The organism is Pseudomonas sp. CCI3.1, from assembly GCF_034313985.1.
GTDB lineage: Bacteria > Pseudomonadota > Gammaproteobacteria > Pseudomonadales > Pseudomonadaceae > Aquipseudomonas > Aquipseudomonas psychrophila.
Genome location: NZ_JAVIWO010000001.1, coordinates 1,031,135 through 1,048,684, shown reverse-complemented (window position 1 = coordinate 1,048,684; position 17,550 = coordinate 1,031,135). Strand labels below are relative to the sequence as shown.

The window sequence follows — 17,550 nt, the reverse complement described above, 5'->3', positions numbered from 1 at the left end:
TCAACGACACGTCATCGGGCTTGGAACACGGCCAATGTTGAACAAGGACACCATCTCCATTCATCTGGTGCGAGAGGCGCTGCTGCAGAGCTGTGCGCCAGGTAGTGCCACGGATGAAGTGCTGCACAAGGTCGGCATTGCCCCGCAGTTGCTCAACGAGCCGGATGCCCGGGTACCTGCGATGGTTTATGCGCGGATGTGGCGTCTGTTGGCGCGACGTCTGGATGACGAGTTTTTTGCCATGGATCCGCGCAAGCTGCGGTCTGGCAGCCTGGAGTTCATGTGCCGCACGGCCATGGCTCAGCCCACCCTGGCGCAGGGGCTGGAGGTGGTGCTGGGTTTCCTGTCCTTGATGCTTGAGCGTTTGCCGGCGCAATTAGTGCGCCAGCAAAGCCTGGCGGAAATCGTCTTGCAGGAGCCTGAGCAACCGGCGAACCGTGGTTTTACCTACTTCACCTACTGGATGATCGTGCACGGTATTGCCTGCTGGCTGGCCGGGCGGCGAATACCGATTCTGGCCATTGAGTTGCGCTGTGCAGCGCCCGACTATTGCGAAGACTACGAGGTGATGTTCTCCGAGAATCTGCGCTTTGAGCGGCCACGCACGCGGATGATTTTTGCCGCCGACTGCCTGGATGCACCGATCAAGCGCAACGCTCAGGAGCTGAAGCGTTTTCTGGCCGAAGCGCCTGCCAATATTCTGGTCAAATACCGGGATCCTGAGAGCCTGGCCAGCCAGATCAAACAGGACTTGCGCCAACTGCCTGCCGTGCAGTGGCCTGAAACCCCGGGGATGGCGCAAAGCCTGTGCATGTCGGCATCGACCCTGCGCCGTCGGTTGGCGGAAGAAGGGCAAACCTTCCAGGGGATAAAGGACGGCGTGCGCAAGGAACTGGCAATTGGCTGGCTGGCCGAACCCGACCATAGCTATGCCGACATCGCCCTGCGCTTGGGCTTTGCCGACACCAGCTCGTTTTACAAAGCCTTTCGCAAATGGTCGGGAACCAATCCCGGGCATTACCGGGGTTTGATTTTAGGCGGTGGCTGAACCCAGGCCACGGGTGGTGCGCAGTCGGCCTTCCAGGCGTCGCTTCAACCCCTGAGGTTCAATGATCAGCTTCGAACCCTTGGCGGCATTGGCCCGCCCCCATTCTTCAAACAACTCCAGGCAGGAGTGATCGATATAGCTCAGGTTATTGAGGGGCACATGCACGATGCTACCTGCCGGTACGCGAGCCAGCACTTGAGTCAATGCCGGTACTTTGAGAAAGGTCGCCGAGCCATTGAGCCGCAACTCCATTTCGCCGTTTTGGGGCAGATCAATCAGGCTGATTTTCAGGCGTGCTGCCTTCCAGGCCAGATTGGCCAGGGTCAGGCCGAAACCCAGCAGTACACCGGTCAGTAAGTCCGTGAAGATGATTGAGAGGGCGGTCGCCGCATAGGTCAGCATCGGGATGCGGCCATAGCGCGCCAGGCCGCGAAAAGCCTTGATGTCTACCAGCTTGATGCCGGTATACACCAGTACGCCCGCCAGGCTCGCCACCGGAATGCTTTGCAGCACGCTGGACAGCAATAGCACAAAAGCCAGCAGCCAAAGGCCATGGAACATTGCCGAAAGCCGCGTGGTGGCACCTGCCTGAACGTTGGCCGAACTGCGCACGATCACGCCGGTCATTGGCAGCGCACCCACCACACCACAGAGCATGTTGCCGACCCCTTGGGCCGTCAGCTCCTTGTCAAAGTCGGAACGTTGGCCGTTGTGCATGCGGTCAACGGCCGCTGCGGACAGCAAGGTTTCTGCGCTGGCAATAAAGGCTACCGCAAACGCCGCGATCAACAGATTGGGATCGGCAAAGCTCAGCAAATCGGCCGGGCGCAACCAGTCGATGGCATCCGCCAGGTTTTCCGGGACTTCGACGCGCTTGACCTGCAAGGCCATGACCAGGCTGACCGCCGTGGTCAGGCCCACACCGAGCAGGGCGCCGGGGACGAAACGCAATTTTTGCGGGCGCAGCTTATCCCACGACCACATCACCACAATGGTTGCCAGGCCCAGCAGGCCAGCCTGCCAGCCAAGGGTTGGAATGGCTTGCGCCACCGCCTGCGGGAAGCCTGCAAGGTTATCGAGGCCTGAGGGCTTTGGCGCGCCGTCGAGCATCACATGTATTTGCGACAGCACAATCAGCACCCCGATCCCGGCAAGCATGCCGTAGACCACTGCCGGGGCGGTAACACGGAACCAGCAGCCCAAGCGCAAACGTCCGGCCACCAGTTGTAAAAATCCTGCCAGGAGCAGGATCGGCCCCAGCATGGCCATACCATGCTGGCGCACCACTTCAAAGACCAGCACGGCCAGACCGGCTGCCGGGCCACTGACTTGTAGCGGCGATCCCGCCAGCCAGCCTACGACCAGGCCACCGATAATGCCGGTGATCAAGCCTTTGGCCGGTGGCATCCCGGAGGCGATCGCGATGCCCATGCACAAAGGCAGGGCGACCAGAAACACAACCACAGAGGCCAAAAGCTCCCGTGGCAGGACTGCTTTTAATTGCGCAGCACGCATGATGATTCTCCCTGGGGGGGGCTTGGGGCGTGGCAAGGCCTGGCGTCATGCCTGGCCGCCACTGCTACCTCATTGGGACAGGTTTAGAAGCGCGCTTTAGGTGTCGCGCAAGGGATTGTCTGGAGATTGTCCAATGGCAGGAAACTGCCAGACTCTGCGTCGTAGGCTTTGATTTGGCTGGTTTCGATGTTGTAGACCCAACCATGGATAAACAACTGGCCGCTGGCCATGCGCGAAGCGACTGAGGGATGGGTACGCAAGTGCTGCAACTGAGCAATCACGTTTTCTTCGGTGAGCACGTGCATGCTTTCAGCTTCATTGGCGCAGGAACAGTTTTCCTGAACCATGCTTTTGGCCACTTCGGCATGGCGCAGCCAGGCTTTGACCGTGGGCATTTTCTCAAGGCTTTGCGGGTTAAGTACTGCGCGCATGGCACCACAGTCTGAGTGCCCACAGACGATGATGTGCTGTACGCCCAGTGCCAGGTTGGCGTATTCGATCGCCGTGCTGACCCCGCCATTCATCTCGCCATAAGGCGGTACGACGTTGCCGACGTTACGGGTGACGAACAAATCGCCAGGAGCGCTTTGGGTAATCAATTCGGGGACGATTCGAGAATCGGCGCAAGCGATAAACATTGCCCTTGGGCGTTGAGCGGTGGCCAGTTTTTTGAACAGGTCTTTCTGTTGTGGAAAGACCTCACGATGGAAGTGCAGAAAACCTTCAACAATGAGCTGCAGTGCTGCGCCAGCCTGTTCCGTTTCAGGAGGGGCAGTAGCTGCAGCCGAGCGCTGTGTGACCTTGATATCCATCGTTCATCCTCTGTGGTAGAGCAGGGGAAAAGCTAATGCGAGTCATTTGTGACTCGTCGGTCACGTTAGCGCCCGAAACTTAACTGAACCTTAATTGACTGCTCTAGCACGGGCTTTATATGAGGATGCTACCTATTGTGGGAGGGGGTTTTGTTGCCATGCAACGACAGCGGCTGTGGTGATTCAGGGCGACCACGATCACCGATTCCACGACTGCTACGTCGCAGTGGCGCATCAAACCTGACGCAGCCTCGTTCCTTCGGTGGCTACTTGTATGTTGGCGCTAAACCGTTTTTCGTAGGGTTCAGTGTCGTCTGCGATGCTTTTTGCTTTTGCTGGAGCCATACGAATGTCCAGACGACGCGAATGCCCATGACAGAAGGCCGAACGCAGGTGCTGTTATGGGGGTGGCGCGGCAGGACGCCGCGCCAGCCGCGATGGGCCATGGATGGCCCGTCGCGGCGTGCCCCCATGACAGTGCAGGAGTGAGGGAACCACCGAGCCTGGGCGAGGCGGCCGAATGGTAGGGCAAGCCTTTTTGGTTAATTTTTCGGCGTCTGGAAAAAGTGACCCGCCGTAAGGGCGGAACCCGTAGAGAACCGTGACACATCGAATGGATATGTACTCGACATAGGTGCGGGCGCTTCGCAAAACAACGGGCACACGGGGTACATATCCGGCATCCGCAGTTAACTGAAATGATGGTTTCGCTCTTACAGCGAGTCACTTTGCAAAAGCGGCAAAGTAACCAAAGCGCTTTCGCCCCCGCGTACGGCCTCCCGAAGGGCAGGCAGATCAAAAACCAGTGCAAAAACAAGATCAACGGCCCGCCGAGGCGGCCTACAGGCCGACCTGTTTAGCGAAGCACATTTCTCTAAACAGGCCGGTTGGCAACAGAGCATCTACAAGGAATACGTAGCAGTTGACGAGCTGTGCGAGGCTACGTCCGGCTGCATCGCGAGCAGGCTAGCTCCCACCGGGGACCGCTACAAGGTTCTGATCGAATTGCTGATCCCACGGGCACACTGGATAACGGTCGAGGCCAATTTATCTTCGGCTTCTTCCATGCTCCAGCGACTGCTCGGCACTACCACATGCACGGCCGCAACCGGCAGGCCGTTGCTGTTGAATATCGGTGCGGCAATGGTCATATCGCCCAGGAACATTTCTTCCTTGTTGGTGGCATAGCCCTGATTGCGGCTGGTGATCACACGCTCAAAAATGGCGGTGGCATCAGTCAGGGTGTAGCGGGTCAGCTCAGCCAGCGTGCTGTCTTGCAGCACACGGCGAATTTCGTCATCCCCCAGGCCACTCAGATAGGCTCGACCGCCCCCGGTGCAATACATCGGGATTCGACTGCCGATGGGCATGTGGATCGGGATAAATTTGGGTGCCACAAAACGCGAGACATAGACCATGTCCAGGCCGTCCGGCTCCGTCAGGTTGACCGTCTCGCCCGTGAGCTGGTTGAGCTCGGCGAGGTAGAGGTTTGCGACATCGACCAATATGTCGGCGGCTAAATAGTTGTAGCCGATTTCCATAACCTTGGGCGTTAACTGGAAGCGTCGGCTTTGCGGGTGCTTACGCACATAGCCGAGTTCTTCAAGGGTATGCACCATGCGCTGGGCCGAGCTTTTGCTGATGCCCGCAACCTGCGCGATATCCGCCAGAGTCATGGTGCGCCGCGCTGCCCCGAAGCCGCGAAGTACGGCCAGGCCCTTTTCCAGTGACTGGTTGAAAAGAGGGTTGTTGCTATCGCTCATGGCGCATCCTTGGCTTTTTTTAGAGTCATGAATATCGATATGCGATATTTATAAATCTCTTTACGATTTAAGTAAATTGGTTATAGTCGATGGCGGCATTTTGTACCAGAGGGTGCAAGGGTGTTAAATGCTGCCCCGCAACAATAAAAGCGACCACAGGGAGATTCGCTATGCACAAACCTTTTCAAGTACTGACGCTTGTATGCGCAATGGCAGCCGGACTGATTGGATCAGCCAGTGCTGTTGCAGAGCCTGTCTATAAAGTCGGTGCAACGGCGACAGGTATCCCGTTCACCTTCCTCGATATCAAGAGCGGAAAAATCCAGGGCATGATGGTCGACGCCGCTGAAGCCGTCGGCAAAGCAGGGGGGTTTGACACCGAGATCCAGCAAACCACGTTTGCCGCGCTGATCCCTTCGCTGACCACCAACAAAATTGACCTGATCTCCGCCGCCATGCTCAAAACCCCTGAGCGTGAAAAGGTTGTGCAGTATTCCGATCCGATTTTCAGCTATGGCGAAGGCCTGATCGTCCAGACTGACGATCCCAAAGAATACAAGACCATGGATGACCTGGCCGGTGAAGTGGTCGGTGCTCAAGTGGGCACGGTATTCCTCGACGCCCTGAACAAGCACGGCGGCTTCAAGGAAGTGCGCAGCTACGACTCTATTCCTGACCTGATGCGTGACCTGAAACTGGGTCGCATCAAGGCTGCTTTCGGCGATCGCCCGATCATCGCCTACCAGTTGGCCCAGGGTAAAAACCCGGATGTGAAACTGTCGAGCACCTATGTGCCGGTAGTGATGGGTGATGTGTGCCTGGTCATGCGTCAGGGCGACGCCGAGAAACTGGCACAGGTCAACAAGGGCATTGCAGCCATCAAGGCTGACGGCTCGCTGCAGCGCATCATCGAGAAGTGGAAGCTGAACTGATGATTCTGTGGCCCCCGCTCTGCGGTGGGCCACTTCTTGTAGCGGTGTGCAGGTAGTTTATGTTTCTCCAGGACGCGTTGGACTTTCTTCCTATTCTGCTCAAAGGGGCAGTGGTCACTGTGCAGGTCACGGCGGGTTCGTTCCTGCTCAGTTCAGTGATTGGCCTGATGTTCGCGCTGATGATGGTTTCAAAAATCCGCGCCATCGCATTGTTCGCCATTGGCGTGGTCAATGTGATTCGCGGGTTGCCGATCATCGTGCAACTGTTCTACATCTATTTTGTCTTGCCCGACTTCGGCATCCAGCTCAGCGCCATGCAGGCCGGTGTGATTGGTCTAGGGATTGCCTATTCGGCCTATCAGGCCGAGAACTTCCGGGCCGGGATTCAGGCCATCGACATTGGCCAGATCGAGGCCGCCGAATCCTTTGGCATGCGTGGCCTGATGATCATGCGCCGCATTGTGCTGCCCCAGGCGTTTCGCATTGCCTTGCCGCCCTATGGCAACACGCTGGTAATGATGCTCAAGGACTCCTCGCTGGTGTCGACCATCACCGTGGCCGAGATGACGCGCCAAGGGCAACTGATCGCTTCCTCGACCTTTGAAAACATGACGGTCTACACCCTGGTTGCCTTGCTCTATCTGTCGATGAGTTTGCCGCTGTCTTATGGCTTGCGTCGTCTGGAAGGCCGTTTTGCGCTGCGGAGGCGTACATGAAAGCAACGTCGAAACTCACCTTGCCGCCTTCGCTCTGGTCCGCCACGGCTCGCACCGCTGCGATGACCCAGCCACTCGCGCAAAACAAGCGGGTGGACGTGGCAATTGTCGGCGCCGGGTACACGGGGCTTGTGACTGCACTGCGCCTGGCCGAGTCGGGTGTCAGCGTGTGCGTGCTGGATGCAGGAGAGCCTGGCTGGGGTGCTTCGGGGCGCAACGGCGGGCAGGTGATTCCCGGGCTCAAATACGATCCTGACCAGTTGATCGAACGTTTTGGCGCGGCGCGCGGTGAAAAGATTATCGAGGCGTGCGGCGGGGCGGCTGACGAAGTGTTTTCGCTGGTTCGTGAGTACGGAATCGCCTGCGATGCAACACGCAAGGGCTGGATTCAACCCGCGTACTCCAGTGCCACGATGAAAACCCTGGAGCACCGCGCCCGGCAATGGCAGCAGCGTGGTGTGGCTGCTGAGTTGCTGGACGGCAATGCCGTTTGCCAGCGCATCGGCACGCAAAACTATGTGGGCGGCTGGGTTGACCCTCGTGCCGGGAGCCTGCACCCGCTCAATTATGCCCGTGGACTGGCCCGGTCGGCGTTGGGCCGTGGGGCGATGATTCACAGCGATAGCCGGGTGACCGATTTGCGGCGCATCGGTACGCAGTGGCAACTGAGCACTGCACAAGGTCACACCGTGACGGCCGAGCGGGTGGTGTTGGCCACCAATGGCTATACCGATGGTTTATGGCCCGGTTTGCGGCAAACCGTGCTGGCGGCCAACAGCTTTATGATCGCGACTCGACCGCTCTCGCCGGAACTGCGCAAAACGATTTTGCCGGGTGGAGAAGTGTGTTCGGATGCACGGCGCCTGTTGCTGTACTTCAAGCAGGATGCTCAAGGGCGAGTGCTGTTGGGTGGCCGTGGGCCGTTTTCCGAGCCGGGCCGCAACGAAGACTGGGCGCATCTGGAGCGCTCGCTGATCAACGTGTTCCCGCAGTTGGCAGGCGTTGCGATTGAGTACCGCTGGAGCGGTCGCGTGGCACTCAACCACAGCGTGCTGCCGCAACTGCACGAACCGCAACCGGGCCTGTCAATCCTGATGGGCTACAACGGGCGCGGCATTGCGATGTCCACCACCCTGGGCAAACACCTCGCGGCCCGCATCTTGGGAACCAGCGATGACTTCCCGTTCCCGGTGACGCCGATTCGCAGAATTCCCTTTCATAGCTTGCAGCGTTTGTACGTGGCAGCGGGCATCAGCTACTACCGGTTGCTGGATGCCTTGCATGGGTGACGGCTGGCCTGGTACCTGGCGCTAACCTTCAATCAGACTTGATTGTCGAGACATCCGCTGCCCTGACTTTGATGTGTTTGCCTGCAATGTCCACAAACTCATAGAGACCGTCCTTGTTCGTGGTCTTTGGCAGGTCTTTGGTCAGGTACTGCGTGCCGTTTTGCAGGGTTACAACGCTCGGGGTCGCGCAACCTGCCAGTCCCAGCAAGGCAACCACAAGCAGGGGTAAACCGATAGCGTTGATTTTCATGGGTGTACCTTGAGCTCTTGGCAATGTGGAGAGTGTTCGCGCCGGGCGTCGTCGAGCAGCCAGCGCTGGAAAGTTAGTGCTGCATCTGACAGCGTTTTATGGCGAGAGTGCGCCAGATAGTCCGCGTTAGAGCTGAAAAATTCAAATGGACCCACGCGGCGCAGTTCGCCCTTGTCGATTTTGTCCTTGACCATAAAGTCCCATCCCAGCCCCACGCCCATGCCTTGCACGATTGCCTGATAGGCGAGGGTGACCTGATTGAAGGTCGGCCGCTTCGCATCGGGCTTGTGCTCCAGGCCGAAATGCGCGAACCAGTCGCGCCAGTCCATGCAGTTCCATTGCGAGGCGTCCAGTTCAATCAGGGGCAAGTCCTGAAGGTCTGAGGGCTCATTGACGCGGTTCAATTTCAAATCAGGTCGGGCAACAGGGTAGACCCTTTCGGCAAACAATGGCTCAGCATTCAGGGATGACCAGTGACCGGCGCCGTATAAAATCGTGAAATCGTAATCTGCGACGCTGGATTCGTGGATGTCGTTGCTGGCGTGAATATTCACCGTGATGGACGGATGCTCGGTATTGAACGCGAGCAATCGCCCAAACAGCCAGAACTGCGCCACGGCATGGGTGCAGAGCACCGTGACCGAGTTGGGGGCATGGGCCGTCTTGATCCGGTTGACGCCGTGCAGCAGGCGTTCAAGCAGAGTAGTGACTTCGCTGAGCAGACTTGCTCCGGCCTGCGTCAGGCAAATGCCCCGCGCCTGGCGTTCAAACAAGGTCAGTTTGAGGTTGTCTTCCAGGGCCCGGATTTGTTTGCTGATCGCGCTTTGGGTCAAGCACAGCTCGCTTGCCGCACGGGTAAAGCTGCCATTGCGTGCGACCGCTTCGAAGGTGATCAGGCTGTCCAGAGGTGGCAGGTTTTTCGAATAGCGATTCATGTTGCCTCTTCGTCACTGGAATGCCGCGCAAATGCTGTAGTTACTCTGTTGCCAGTCAACCCTCCCACAGTTGAAGTTTCCTTCAGGCCCTGTAGCTGCTGAGAATCTGGTTTTGCTGGCCGACCGGATACCTGTCCGGCACGGCTATCCTGCCGCGGGGTGACGGTATAAGGCATTCCTGCACGGAATACCAGCATGCCAAATGATCTTTTGTGACAAATCGCAGGGCCGCTTACGCTCACTCGATACTGAACTGTTTGAGAGTGTTGAATGAAGCGCGGAATAGTCTATGCAGGCATGGCAGGTGCAGTGTGGGGGCTGGTGTTTCTGGTGCCCAAGCTGTTGCCGGAATTCAGCCCGCTGTTGCTCAGCTGCGGGCGTTTTATTGTGTACGGGGCCGTATCGCTGCTTTTGTTGCTGCCCCATGCGCGGCGTTTGCTGGGCCAGCTCACCCGGCGCGATGTGCTCACACTGGTCAAGTTCGCACTGCTGGGCAACCTGGTTTACTACATGCTGCTGGCGGCATCGATTCAGTGGGTAGGCATTGCGGCCGCCTCTCTGATTGTGGGGGTGTTGCCCCTGAGCATTACCTGGCTGGGGCGCCGCGATGCCGGAGCGGTGCCACTGGCGAGGCTGGCCTGGCCGCTGCTTCTGGTGCTGGGCGGCGTGCTTTGCATCAATCTTGAAGCCTTGTTCGGCGGCACTTCGCAGCAGCCGCTGGGGGACAAGGTTCTGGGCGTGCTGTGCGGGCTCGGCGCCTTGCTGTGCTGGAGCTGGTTTGCGATCGAGAATGCGCGGTATTTGAAACACAGCCAGTTTGACAGTGGTGAGTGGTCGACACTGTGGGGCGTCACCACGGGTGTGCTGGGTCTGATGATCTGGGGTATGGCCCATGTATTGTCCCTGGACGCAGTGACGGTCGAGGTCAGTGATCAGCGCTGGCAGATGTTCTGGATGGTTAATCTGGCGTGTGCGGTGCTCGGTTCATGGTTTGGCAATCGCATGTGGAATGCTTCGTCCCGCCGCCTGCCGCTGACCCTGAGCGGGCAGTTGATTGTGTTCGAAACGGTGTTTGCGTTGTTCTATGGCTTTGTTTACTTGCAGCGCTGGCCGACTTTGACCGAAGCCGTGGCGGTTGTATTGCTGCTTGGGGGCGTGAGTTGGGCGGTGCGCCGCCATGCCCCGGCGCGGACAATGCTCGCGCCGTGATCCATGTGCGGGCCAATCAGCTAGGGCAGGTATGAGCCCCATTGTTGAGGTCCTGTTTTTCGGCGCGACTGAGCAGGGTGGCCTTGCCATCTTTCCAGGTCAGGGTCAGCACGTACAACGAGTCGAAATCACTGCCGGGCCAGTCTTCGGTCAGTGAAGTCTTCTTGCCCAGGGCCTGGCTGGCGACGTTGTTGATCAGCTCCGGCAAATAGCCGTGCGACCACGCGGTGTAGATGGTGGAGTTGTGATACTGGTCGTCGGTCAGTTCCTTGGCCAGTGCGCGGGTGTCGTTGGCTGAGTACTCCAGATTGATCGGCAAGCCCAGTTTGATGGCGCTGGGGTTGATGGTCATCATCGGGCGCACGTAGCTGTAGGCATCGTCATCAGCGCCTTCTTCCACTTGCCGTGAAGGGTTGGCGGCAAACACGTAGTCGGCCTTGCCATAGCGTTGCGGCAGCAGGGTGGCCAGATCAATTGCGCGGTTAAGTCCCTGGCAGGTGAGCTGGCCAAGGCCGTCGGCCGGTTTTTCGGCGTGACGCATAAATACCAGGGTTTGTACGCCATCAACCGGCTGGGCAAACACATCATCTGCATGCACGGCCAGCGTCACGGCGCCTGCAATCAGTAACAGCGGGGCTGCCGCCAGTGCGTAGGTTTTGAGTCGGAATTTATTCCAAACAGACTGAGTCATGGGGCTCTTCTACATACAGCATTAAGGCTGACTGGCCTGGCACATCGAGCACATCGCGCGTGTGTTTATCCCTGTCATTACTACACAACCTGTGTTTCTCATCCTTGTTCCAAGCAATCATTAGATGGCATTTTCAAATTTGGTTCGATTTTACCTGCGCTAGATTGGGAATGGTCCTACAGGTCGAGTGCTATGGTGGCTTTTTTGTATGACAAAATCGTTCTCTCTTTAGTCGAGTCACTCTTCAGAGGCTTACACCATGCTTCCAGCCCCCCTCAGAAAACCGAGCAATCCCGTGCATCTGCGTGTTCGTGCCTGGCGCGGGCGAGTGGGGCTGGCAATGGTTGCCAGCCTGTCGGTGCTGGCGGGCATGACTGACGCCATTGGCTTTCTGGCCACCGGTGATTTCGTTTCATTCATGAGCGGTAACACCACCCGCCTGGCGGTAGCCATTGGCGAGGGCGACTTGAGCCTGGTGGTGCGCCTGTTATTCGCGGTGCTGGCGTTTATTGTCGGCAACGCCCTGGGGGTTTTGCTGGCGCGCTGGGGAGGGCGGCGCGCACTGCCGTTGATGCTGGTGATTGCGGGTCTGCTGTGCACAGCGGCACTACTGCCGTTCGCCACCCAAGTGCCGGCGTTGCTGGCCGCCATTGTGGCCATGGGCATGCTCAATGCGGCGGTGGAACAGGTCAATGGACTGCCGGTGGGCCTGACCTATGTAACCGGGGCGTTGTCACGTTTTGGCCGGGGCCTTGGCCGATGGGTGCTGGGCGAGCGTCGCAGTGGCTGGCGCGTGCAGTTGGTGCCATGGACGGGAATGCTGCTGGGCGCGGTCATGGGCGCACTGCTGGAGGCACAGTTCGGGCTCAAGGCCATGCTCTTCAGTGCCGGTTTTGCCGCCGTCCTCGGGCTGCTTTCGTTGAGAATCCCGCGCCGCTGGCAGCGCGATTACATGCCGCGTTAAACGCCCGTTTTGCTTCGCTCACGCTGCGCGTAAACTGCTCCGGCGCACGAGGGTGTGTTTTCAATCCGTTTGCTCACGGCGTGCAAACTGATCAAGCCCCCCTGGCATGCCCACCCCCACGAACAGGAGTCGTTGTGTCCAAGTCAGTCGATGACAATTCATCCCTTGAGTCATTTTCCATCGAGAGTCCTGCGCCGCTGTACGCGCGCGTAAAGCAGGCCATTGCGCAAAAAATTCGTTCAGGTGCCTGGCTGCCCAACTCCAAGCTGCCCTCCGAGAGTGAGTTGCTTGCCCTGTTGGGCGTGAGTCGCATGACGATCAACCGCGCACTGCGTGAACTGACAATCGAAGGGCTGCTGGTGCGCATGCAAGGGGTGGGGACGTTTGTTGCGGTGCCCAAAGGCAATGCGGCGTTATTTGAAATCCATAACATTGCCCAGGAAATCGCTGACCGTGGCCACGTGCATCGCTGTGAAGTCATCGTGCTCGAAGAGGTCCCGGCCAAGGTCACGCCTGTCATGCCGTTCGCCCTGGACGGCATCAAGCGGTTCTTCCACTCGGTGATGGTGCATTACGAAAACGAAGTGCCCGTGCAAATTGAAGAGCGCTACGTGAATGCCGAGATTGCCCCTGAGTACTTGCAGCAGGATTTCACTCGCACCACGGCCTATGCCTACCTGATGAACCTAGCGCCATTGACCGGCGGCGAGCATGTGGTGGAAGCGATCCATGCAAAATCTGCAGAGTGTCGCCTGTTGCACGTCAAGCGAAACGAGCCGTGCCTGCTGATTCGCCGCCGCACCTGGGCGGCTCAAGGGATGGTGGGGTGCGCCCGGCTGGTGTACCCGGGAACGCGCTATCGCCTGCAGGGTCAGTGCGGCAACTGAGTGGCCCCTCGTAGCGGGTAACGATGTGTTACTCGCGTTACTTTTGGTGCGTTTTTGTTACCTTCCCGCCTGTTTATGCACAAAGTTGCGGCACTTTTTTTGCAGCTTTTCCGTGCGTGATGTTCTTTCATTAAAAAACGTAATTTTTTTAACTCATTGATTTAAAAAATATTTATATCGATTCAGACACCTTTTCGCGCGCGGGTGTTTGCGTGTTGGCCCTTCACTTGCATTCACTTGTACATACAGGTTGGTATAAGTGCGCACCTATCGCACTTCACCGTATGACGTTGATGCCATTTGATGAAGGACTGCCCCATGACCACTGCTCACACCCGTCACCGTGATGGTGAAATCCGCGCCGCCCGTGGCACCCAGCTCACTGCTAAAAGCTGGATGACCGAAGCGCCGCTGCGGATGTTGATGAACAACCTCGACCCGCAAGTGGCCGAGAACCCGACCGAGCTGGTGGTGTATGGCGGTATTGGACGGGCAGCGCGTAACTGGGAGTGCTACGACAAAATCGTCGAAAGCCTGACCAACCTCAACGATGACGAAACCCTGCTGGTGCAGTCGGGCAAGCCGGTCGGCGTGTTCAAAACCCACAGCAACGCGCCACGGGTCCTGATCGCCAACTCCAACCTGGTGCCGCACTGGGCCACGTGGGAGCACTTCAACGAACTCGACGCCAAAGGCCTGGCCATGTACGGCCAGATGACCGCCGGCAGCTGGATCTACATCGGCAGCCAGGGCATCGTCCAGGGCACCTACGAAACCTTCGTCGAGGCCGGTCGCCAGCACTATAACGGCAGCCTGGTCGGTAAATGGGTGCTGACGGCCGGTTTGGGCGGCATGGGCGGTGCCCAGCCTCTGGCCGCCACCCTGGCCGGCGCCTGCTCGCTGAACATCGAATGCCAGCAAAGCCGCATCGATTTCCGCCTGGCCACTCGCTATGTCGACGAGCAAGCCGCGGACCTGGATGACGCGCTGGCCCGTATCGCCAAATACACCGCCGAAGGCAAAGCAATTTCCATCGCCCTGTGCGGGAACGCTGCTGAATTGCTGCCAGAAATGGTTCGTCGTGGTGTACGCCCGGACATGGTCACTGACCAGACCAGCGCCCACGATCCACTGAACGGCTACCTGCCAAAAGGCTGGACCTGGGAGCAGTACCGCGACCGCGCCGTGACCGATCCGGCAGCCGTGGTCAAAGCCGCCAAAGCCTCGATGGGCGAGCACGTTGAAGCCATGCTGGCCTTCCAGAAAGCGGGCGTGCCGACCTTCGACTACGGCAACAACATTCGTCAGATGGCAAAAGAAGTAGGCGTAGAAAACGCCTTCGACTTCCCGGGCTTTGTACCGGCTTATATCCGCCCATTGTTCTGCCGTGGTGTAGGCCCGTTCCGTTGGGTCGCGCTGTCGGGTGATGCCGAAGACATCTACAAAACCGACGCCAAGGTCAAGGAACTGATTGCCGACGACGCGCACCTGCACAACTGGCTGGACATGGCCCGCGAGCGCATCAGCTTCCAGGGTCTGCCGGCCCGTATCTGCTGGGTAGGCCTGGGTCAACGCGCCAAGCTGGGCCTGGCCTTCAACGAAATGGTCCGCAGTGGCGAGCTGAAAGCCCCGATCGTGATCGGCCGCGACCACCTGGACTCCGGGTCGGTATCGAGCCCGAACCGCGAAACCGAGTCAATGAAAGACGGCTCGGACGCTGTGTCCGACTGGCCATTGCTCAACGCTTTGCTCAATACCGCGAGCGGCGCGACCTGGGTGTCGCTGCACCACGGCGGCGGCGTAGGCATGGGCTTCTCGCAGCATTCGGGGATGGTGATCGTGTGTGACGGTACCGACGAAGCGGCTGAGCGCATCGCCCGTGTCCTGCACAACGATCCGGCAACCGGCGTGATGCGCCACGCGGATGCGGGCTATGACATCGCCATCGACTGTGCGAACGAGCAGGGCCTGAACCTGCCGATGATTAACGGCTGACCCACGGGTACGAATCCTGTGGGAGCGGGCTTGCTCGATGCAGACGCCTCGGTGCTTCAGGCGATACGAGGCGATTCAATTGCAGGCAGGCCCGGCGACACAGGACGGGTTTGTTTGCGGATATCTAGAGGGTGTGAGCATGAACAACAGTCCGTTTACCCAACAACTGCAAGGCGTTCGTGTGCTGGACATCAGCCGCGTACTGGCCGGACCGCATTGCACCGCGATGCTCGCTGACCTAGGGGCCGATGTCATCAAGTTTGAAGTACCCGAGGAGGGCGATGATGCCCGTCATCTGGGGCCGTTCCTGGACGGTGAAAGTGTTTACTTCGGCTTGATAAACCGCGGCAAGCGAAGCGTTGAAATCGATTTTAAAAACCCTGCGGACCGTCAGCGCTTCTATGAGCTGGTAGCCGATGCCGATGTAGTGGTGGAGAACTTCCGCCCCGGTGTCACTCAGCGCCTGGGCATTGATTTCGATAGCCTCAAGCAGCACAACCCGCGCCTGATCTACGCCAGTATTTCCGGCTTTGGCCAGGAAGGCCCGCTGTCCAGGCGTCCAGCCTACGACATCGTGGCGCAGGCCATGTCCGGCCTGATGAGTGTGACCGGCTTTGCCGCGACCGGCCCGACTCGCAGCGGTGAGGCCCTCGGTGATCTGTGCGCTGGCGTCTATGCCGCCTGGGCAATCAGCTCGGCACTGTTTGCCCGCGAACGGCATGCGCCGGGGGCGCAGTACATCGATGTGGCCATGTTTGACGTGTTGTTCAGCCTGCAAGTGACGGGCTTGTCCAACCTTTACGCCAACGGTGTGGCGCCCGGGCTGGTCGGTAATCGGCACCCGGTATCGACGCCTTTCGACACATACCGTGCAGCGGATGGCCTGGTGGTAATTGCGGTGGCGAGCAATCGCTTGTTTGAACGTTTGTGCCAGTGCATGGGCCAACCGGAGCTGGCGACGGATGCGCGTTTTATCAATGACACTCAGCGCACCCTGAACGAGCCTGCGTTACGCGCCACCATTGAATCCTGGACCGCGCAACACAGCGTTGAGCACTTGTGCGATGGCCTGCTCGATGCTGGTGTGCCGTCCTCTCCAGTGTGGGATCTGGCCGAAGCCGCAGGCAGCGAACACGCCCGCGTCCGCCAGTTGCAGTTTCAGCCAGAGGGCGCAGCGCTGCCGCTGGTACCGCAACCGGTGTTCTTCAACGGCCACAAACCCCACGCGTCCACCATTGCCCCACGTTTGGGCGCAGACAACGCCGCATTTGGCTTGAACAAAGCAGGAGCACACGCATGAACTTCGAAATGACTGCAGAAGAATTGGCAGTGATCGACAGTGCCGAACAAGTCGCCCGCGAGGTCATTCAACCACTGGCCCAGCACTACGACGAAACGGAAACCTTCTGTCTGGCGAGCATCAGGGCCCTGGGGGATTTGGGCTGCATGGGCATTAACCTGCCAGAAGAATATGGCGGCCTGGGCATCGGCAGTCTTGCCATGAGCCGTGTGGTAGAAGCGGTGGCGGGCGCCTGTGCATCCACGGCATCGGCCATGACCGCGCACTTTTTGGCCACTGACTCGATCCTGCTTGGCGGTACAGAAGAACAAAAGCAGGAATGGTTGCCACGGGCGGCCAGCGGCGAGTTGCTGGCAGCGTTTGCCCTGACTGAACCTGCGGCGGGTTCCAATCCGGCCGACATGCGCAGCCGCGCAGTGCGAGAAGAGGGCGGCTGGCGTGTGCGGGGCAGCAAGCACTACATCACCAATGCCAAGGAAGCGGATTTCATCGTCCTCTATGTCAAGACGGACCCAGACGCCGGTCATAAAGGCATCAGTGCATTTATAGTGCCCCGTGGAACGGCGGGTATCAGCTTCTCAAGCCCGGAAAAAACCATGGGCCTGCGTGGCAGTACCATCTATGAGCTGTCGCTGGACTGCTGGCTGCCGGAGTCGGCGCTGCTCGGTGTTGAGGGTCAGGGCTTCAACACGGCAATGGCGGTGCTGGATCGCGGACGGGTGGAAGTGGCGGCCATGTCGCTTGGCATTGCCAATGCCGCACTGCAAGCCAGCCTGAGTTGGGTGCGCGAACGTCAGATCGGGCCCAAGCCGCTGGCGGCTTATCAAGGTACCCAATGGCGGCTGGCAGACATGTACGCACAGCTTGAAAGCGCACGCATGTTGACCATGAAAGCTGCCGCGCGGCGTGACAGCGGCGAGCGCTTCAGCCTGGACTCGGCCACCGCCAAACTGGTCGCCGCCGAGTGTGCCGGGTTTATCACCGATGCCGCTCTGCAATTGCACGGCGGATATGGTTACAGCCGGGACTTGCCGTTGGAGCGTTACGTGCGTGATGCACGGATTTTGCGGATTTTTGAAGGCACTTCCGAGGTGCAGAAAATCATCATCTCCCGCGCCTTGCTCGACGCAGCCAAATAATCGGTTTGCGGCAGGTTCGTAATAGAGCCTGCCCGTTGTTGCATGGATGCACTGAGGTTCGGTCAAGGATTGGAAAAGTCTTTCCCAAAACAACACGGCGCACCT

At 58.8% G+C, this 17,550-nt stretch carries 16 protein-coding genes; 10 read left to right on the top strand and 6 right to left on the bottom strand.

Going from position 1 to position 17,550, the window contains the following annotated elements:
• Positions 1 to 34: 34 nt before the first annotated feature.
• Positions 35 to 1,048, top strand: coding sequence for an AraC family transcriptional regulator (locus tag RGV06_RS04625; RefSeq protein WP_048351659.1), 1,014 nt, complete (start codon positions 35 to 37; stop codon positions 1,046 to 1,048).
• On the opposite strand, the gene RGV06_RS04620 is transcribed toward RGV06_RS04625, so the two are convergent.
• From RGV06_RS04620 to RGV06_RS04610, 3 genes are all read right to left on the bottom strand, one after another.
• The gene (locus tag RGV06_RS04620) at positions 1,034 to 2,563 is read right to left on the bottom strand and encodes a SulP family inorganic anion transporter (protein WP_046808657.1); all 1,530 of its coding nucleotides are present in this window, start codon (positions 2,561 to 2,563) and stop codon (positions 1,034 to 1,036) included. The two genes, RGV06_RS04625 and RGV06_RS04620, sit on opposite strands and share 15 nt — an antisense overlap.
• A gap of 83 nt (positions 2,564 to 2,646) precedes the next feature.
• Positions 2,647 to 3,375: a carbonic anhydrase gene (locus tag RGV06_RS04615; protein WP_019826465.1), complete on the bottom strand. Its 729-nt coding sequence runs from the start codon at positions 3,373 to 3,375 to the stop codon at positions 2,647 to 2,649.
• 986 nt (positions 3,376 to 4,361) lie between these two features.
• The gene (locus RGV06_RS04610) at positions 4,362 to 5,138 is read right to left on the bottom strand and encodes an IclR family transcriptional regulator (protein ID WP_322149488.1); all 777 of its coding nucleotides are present in this window, start codon (positions 5,136 to 5,138) and stop codon (positions 4,362 to 4,364) included.
• A gap of 170 nt (positions 5,139 to 5,308) precedes the next feature.
• On the opposite strand from RGV06_RS04610, the gene RGV06_RS04605 reads away from it, so the two are divergent.
• Genes RGV06_RS04605 through RGV06_RS04595 form a run of 3 tightly spaced genes read left to right on the top strand, consistent with a single transcriptional unit; the run spans position 5,309 to position 8,075 of the window.
• Entirely contained in the window at positions 5,309 to 6,070 is a 762-nt protein-coding gene (locus RGV06_RS04605; protein ID WP_046808659.1) for an ABC transporter substrate-binding protein, read from the top strand.
• A 59-nt stretch (positions 6,071 to 6,129) separates the two neighbouring features.
• Complete coding sequence (locus tag RGV06_RS04600; protein ID WP_048351662.1) at positions 6,130 to 6,786, top strand: amino acid ABC transporter permease; 657 nt, start codon at positions 6,130 to 6,132, stop codon at positions 6,784 to 6,786.
• A complete protein-coding gene (locus tag RGV06_RS04595) occupies positions 6,783 to 8,075 on the top strand; it encodes an NAD(P)/FAD-dependent oxidoreductase (RefSeq protein ID WP_198822413.1) in 1,293 nt (430 codons plus the stop codon). The genes RGV06_RS04600 and RGV06_RS04595 overlap by 4 nt, the downstream gene beginning before the upstream one ends.
• A 28-nt stretch (positions 8,076 to 8,103) precedes the next feature.
• Here RGV06_RS04595 and RGV06_RS04590 read toward each other — a convergent pair whose 3' ends face one another.
• Together RGV06_RS04590 and RGV06_RS04585 are read right to left on the bottom strand one after the other, a co-directional pair.
• Entirely contained in the window at positions 8,104 to 8,325 is a 222-nt protein-coding gene (locus RGV06_RS04590) for a YgdI/YgdR family lipoprotein (protein ID WP_046809879.1), read from the bottom strand.
• A complete protein-coding gene (locus tag RGV06_RS04585) occupies positions 8,322 to 9,260 on the bottom strand; it encodes a LysR substrate-binding domain-containing protein (protein WP_198822414.1) in 939 nt (312 codons plus the stop codon). Before RGV06_RS04585 ends, RGV06_RS04590 begins: the two co-directional genes overlap by 4 nt.
• A 270-nt stretch (positions 9,261 to 9,530) precedes the next feature.
• Between RGV06_RS04585 and RGV06_RS04580 the strand changes: the two genes are divergently transcribed.
• The gene (locus RGV06_RS04580) at positions 9,531 to 10,469 is read left to right on the top strand and encodes a DMT family transporter (RefSeq protein ID WP_048351665.1); all 939 of its coding nucleotides are present in this window, start codon (positions 9,531 to 9,533) and stop codon (positions 10,467 to 10,469) included.
• 16 nt (positions 10,470 to 10,485) lie between these two features.
• Here the strand turns inward: RGV06_RS04580 and RGV06_RS04575 are convergent, their stop codons facing one another.
• On the bottom strand, positions 10,486 to 11,160 hold the full coding sequence (locus RGV06_RS04575; RefSeq protein ID WP_046809882.1) for a histidine phosphatase family protein: 675 nt from the start codon (positions 11,158 to 11,160) through the stop codon (positions 10,486 to 10,488).
• Between the two features lie 259 nt (positions 11,161 to 11,419).
• Between RGV06_RS04575 and RGV06_RS04570 the strand changes: the two genes are divergently transcribed.
• The 5 genes from RGV06_RS04570 (at position 11,420) to RGV06_RS04550 (ending at position 17,445) form a co-directional block, all read left to right on the top strand.
• Positions 11,420 to 12,124, top strand: coding sequence for a YoaK family protein (locus RGV06_RS04570; RefSeq protein WP_046809883.1), 705 nt, complete (start codon positions 11,420 to 11,422; stop codon positions 12,122 to 12,124).
• A gap of 134 nt (positions 12,125 to 12,258) precedes the next feature.
• Entirely contained in the window at positions 12,259 to 13,011 is a 753-nt protein-coding gene (gene hutC, locus RGV06_RS04565; protein ID WP_046809884.1) for a histidine utilization repressor, read from the top strand.
• A gap of 318 nt (positions 13,012 to 13,329) precedes the next feature.
• On the top strand, positions 13,330 to 15,006 hold the full coding sequence (gene hutU, locus RGV06_RS04560; protein ID WP_046809885.1) for a urocanate hydratase: 1,677 nt from the start codon (positions 13,330 to 13,332) through the stop codon (positions 15,004 to 15,006).
• Between the two features lie 139 nt (positions 15,007 to 15,145).
• On the top strand, positions 15,146 to 16,306 hold the full coding sequence (locus RGV06_RS04555; protein ID WP_322149487.1) for a CaiB/BaiF CoA transferase family protein: 1,161 nt from the start codon (positions 15,146 to 15,148) through the stop codon (positions 16,304 to 16,306).
• Positions 16,303 to 17,445: an acyl-CoA dehydrogenase family protein gene (locus RGV06_RS04550; protein WP_046809887.1), complete on the top strand. Its 1,143-nt coding sequence runs from the start codon at positions 16,303 to 16,305 to the stop codon at positions 17,443 to 17,445. Before RGV06_RS04555 ends, RGV06_RS04550 begins: the two co-directional genes overlap by 4 nt.
• Positions 17,446 to 17,550: the final 105 nt, after the last annotated feature.

What these genes read in the sequence shown, in the direction of transcription:
- RGV06_RS04605 (WP_046808659.1), top strand. Translation starts at nt 5,309, where the DNA reads ATGCACAAACCTTTTCAAGTACTGACGCTTGTATGCGCAATGGCAGCC.
- RGV06_RS04620 (WP_046808657.1), bottom strand. Translation starts at nt 2,563, where the DNA reads ATGCGTGCTGCGCAATTAAAAGCAGTCCTGCCACGGGAGCTTTTGGCC.
- RGV06_RS04585 (WP_198822414.1), bottom strand. Translation starts at nt 9,260, where the DNA reads ATGAATCGCTATTCGAAAAACCTGCCACCTCTGGACAGCCTGATCACC.
- RGV06_RS04555 (WP_322149487.1), top strand. Translation starts at nt 15,146, where the DNA reads ATGAACAACAGTCCGTTTACCCAACAACTGCAAGGCGTTCGTGTGCTG.
- hutU (WP_046809885.1), top strand. Translation starts at nt 13,330, where the DNA reads ATGACCACTGCTCACACCCGTCACCGTGATGGTGAAATCCGCGCCGCC.
- RGV06_RS04600 (WP_048351662.1), top strand. Translation starts at nt 6,130, where the DNA reads ATGTTTCTCCAGGACGCGTTGGACTTTCTTCCTATTCTGCTCAAAGGG.
- RGV06_RS04595 (WP_198822413.1), top strand. Translation starts at nt 6,783, where the DNA reads ATGAAAGCAACGTCGAAACTCACCTTGCCGCCTTCGCTCTGGTCCGCC.
- RGV06_RS04580 (WP_048351665.1), top strand. Translation starts at nt 9,531, where the DNA reads ATGAAGCGCGGAATAGTCTATGCAGGCATGGCAGGTGCAGTGTGGGGG.
- RGV06_RS04625 (WP_048351659.1), top strand. Translation starts at nt 35, where the DNA reads ATGTTGAACAAGGACACCATCTCCATTCATCTGGTGCGAGAGGCGCTG.
- RGV06_RS04615 (WP_019826465.1), bottom strand. Translation starts at nt 3,375, where the DNA reads ATGGATATCAAGGTCACACAGCGCTCGGCTGCAGCTACTGCCCCTCCT.
- RGV06_RS04570 (WP_046809883.1), top strand. Translation starts at nt 11,420, where the DNA reads ATGCTTCCAGCCCCCCTCAGAAAACCGAGCAATCCCGTGCATCTGCGT.
- RGV06_RS04590 (WP_046809879.1), bottom strand. Translation starts at nt 8,325, where the DNA reads ATGAAAATCAACGCTATCGGTTTACCCCTGCTTGTGGTTGCCTTGCTG.
- RGV06_RS04550 (WP_046809887.1), top strand. Translation starts at nt 16,303, where the DNA reads ATGAACTTCGAAATGACTGCAGAAGAATTGGCAGTGATCGACAGTGCC.
- RGV06_RS04575 (WP_046809882.1), bottom strand. Translation starts at nt 11,160, where the DNA reads ATGACTCAGTCTGTTTGGAATAAATTCCGACTCAAAACCTACGCACTG.
- RGV06_RS04610 (WP_322149488.1), bottom strand. Translation starts at nt 5,138, where the DNA reads ATGAGCGATAGCAACAACCCTCTTTTCAACCAGTCACTGGAAAAGGGC.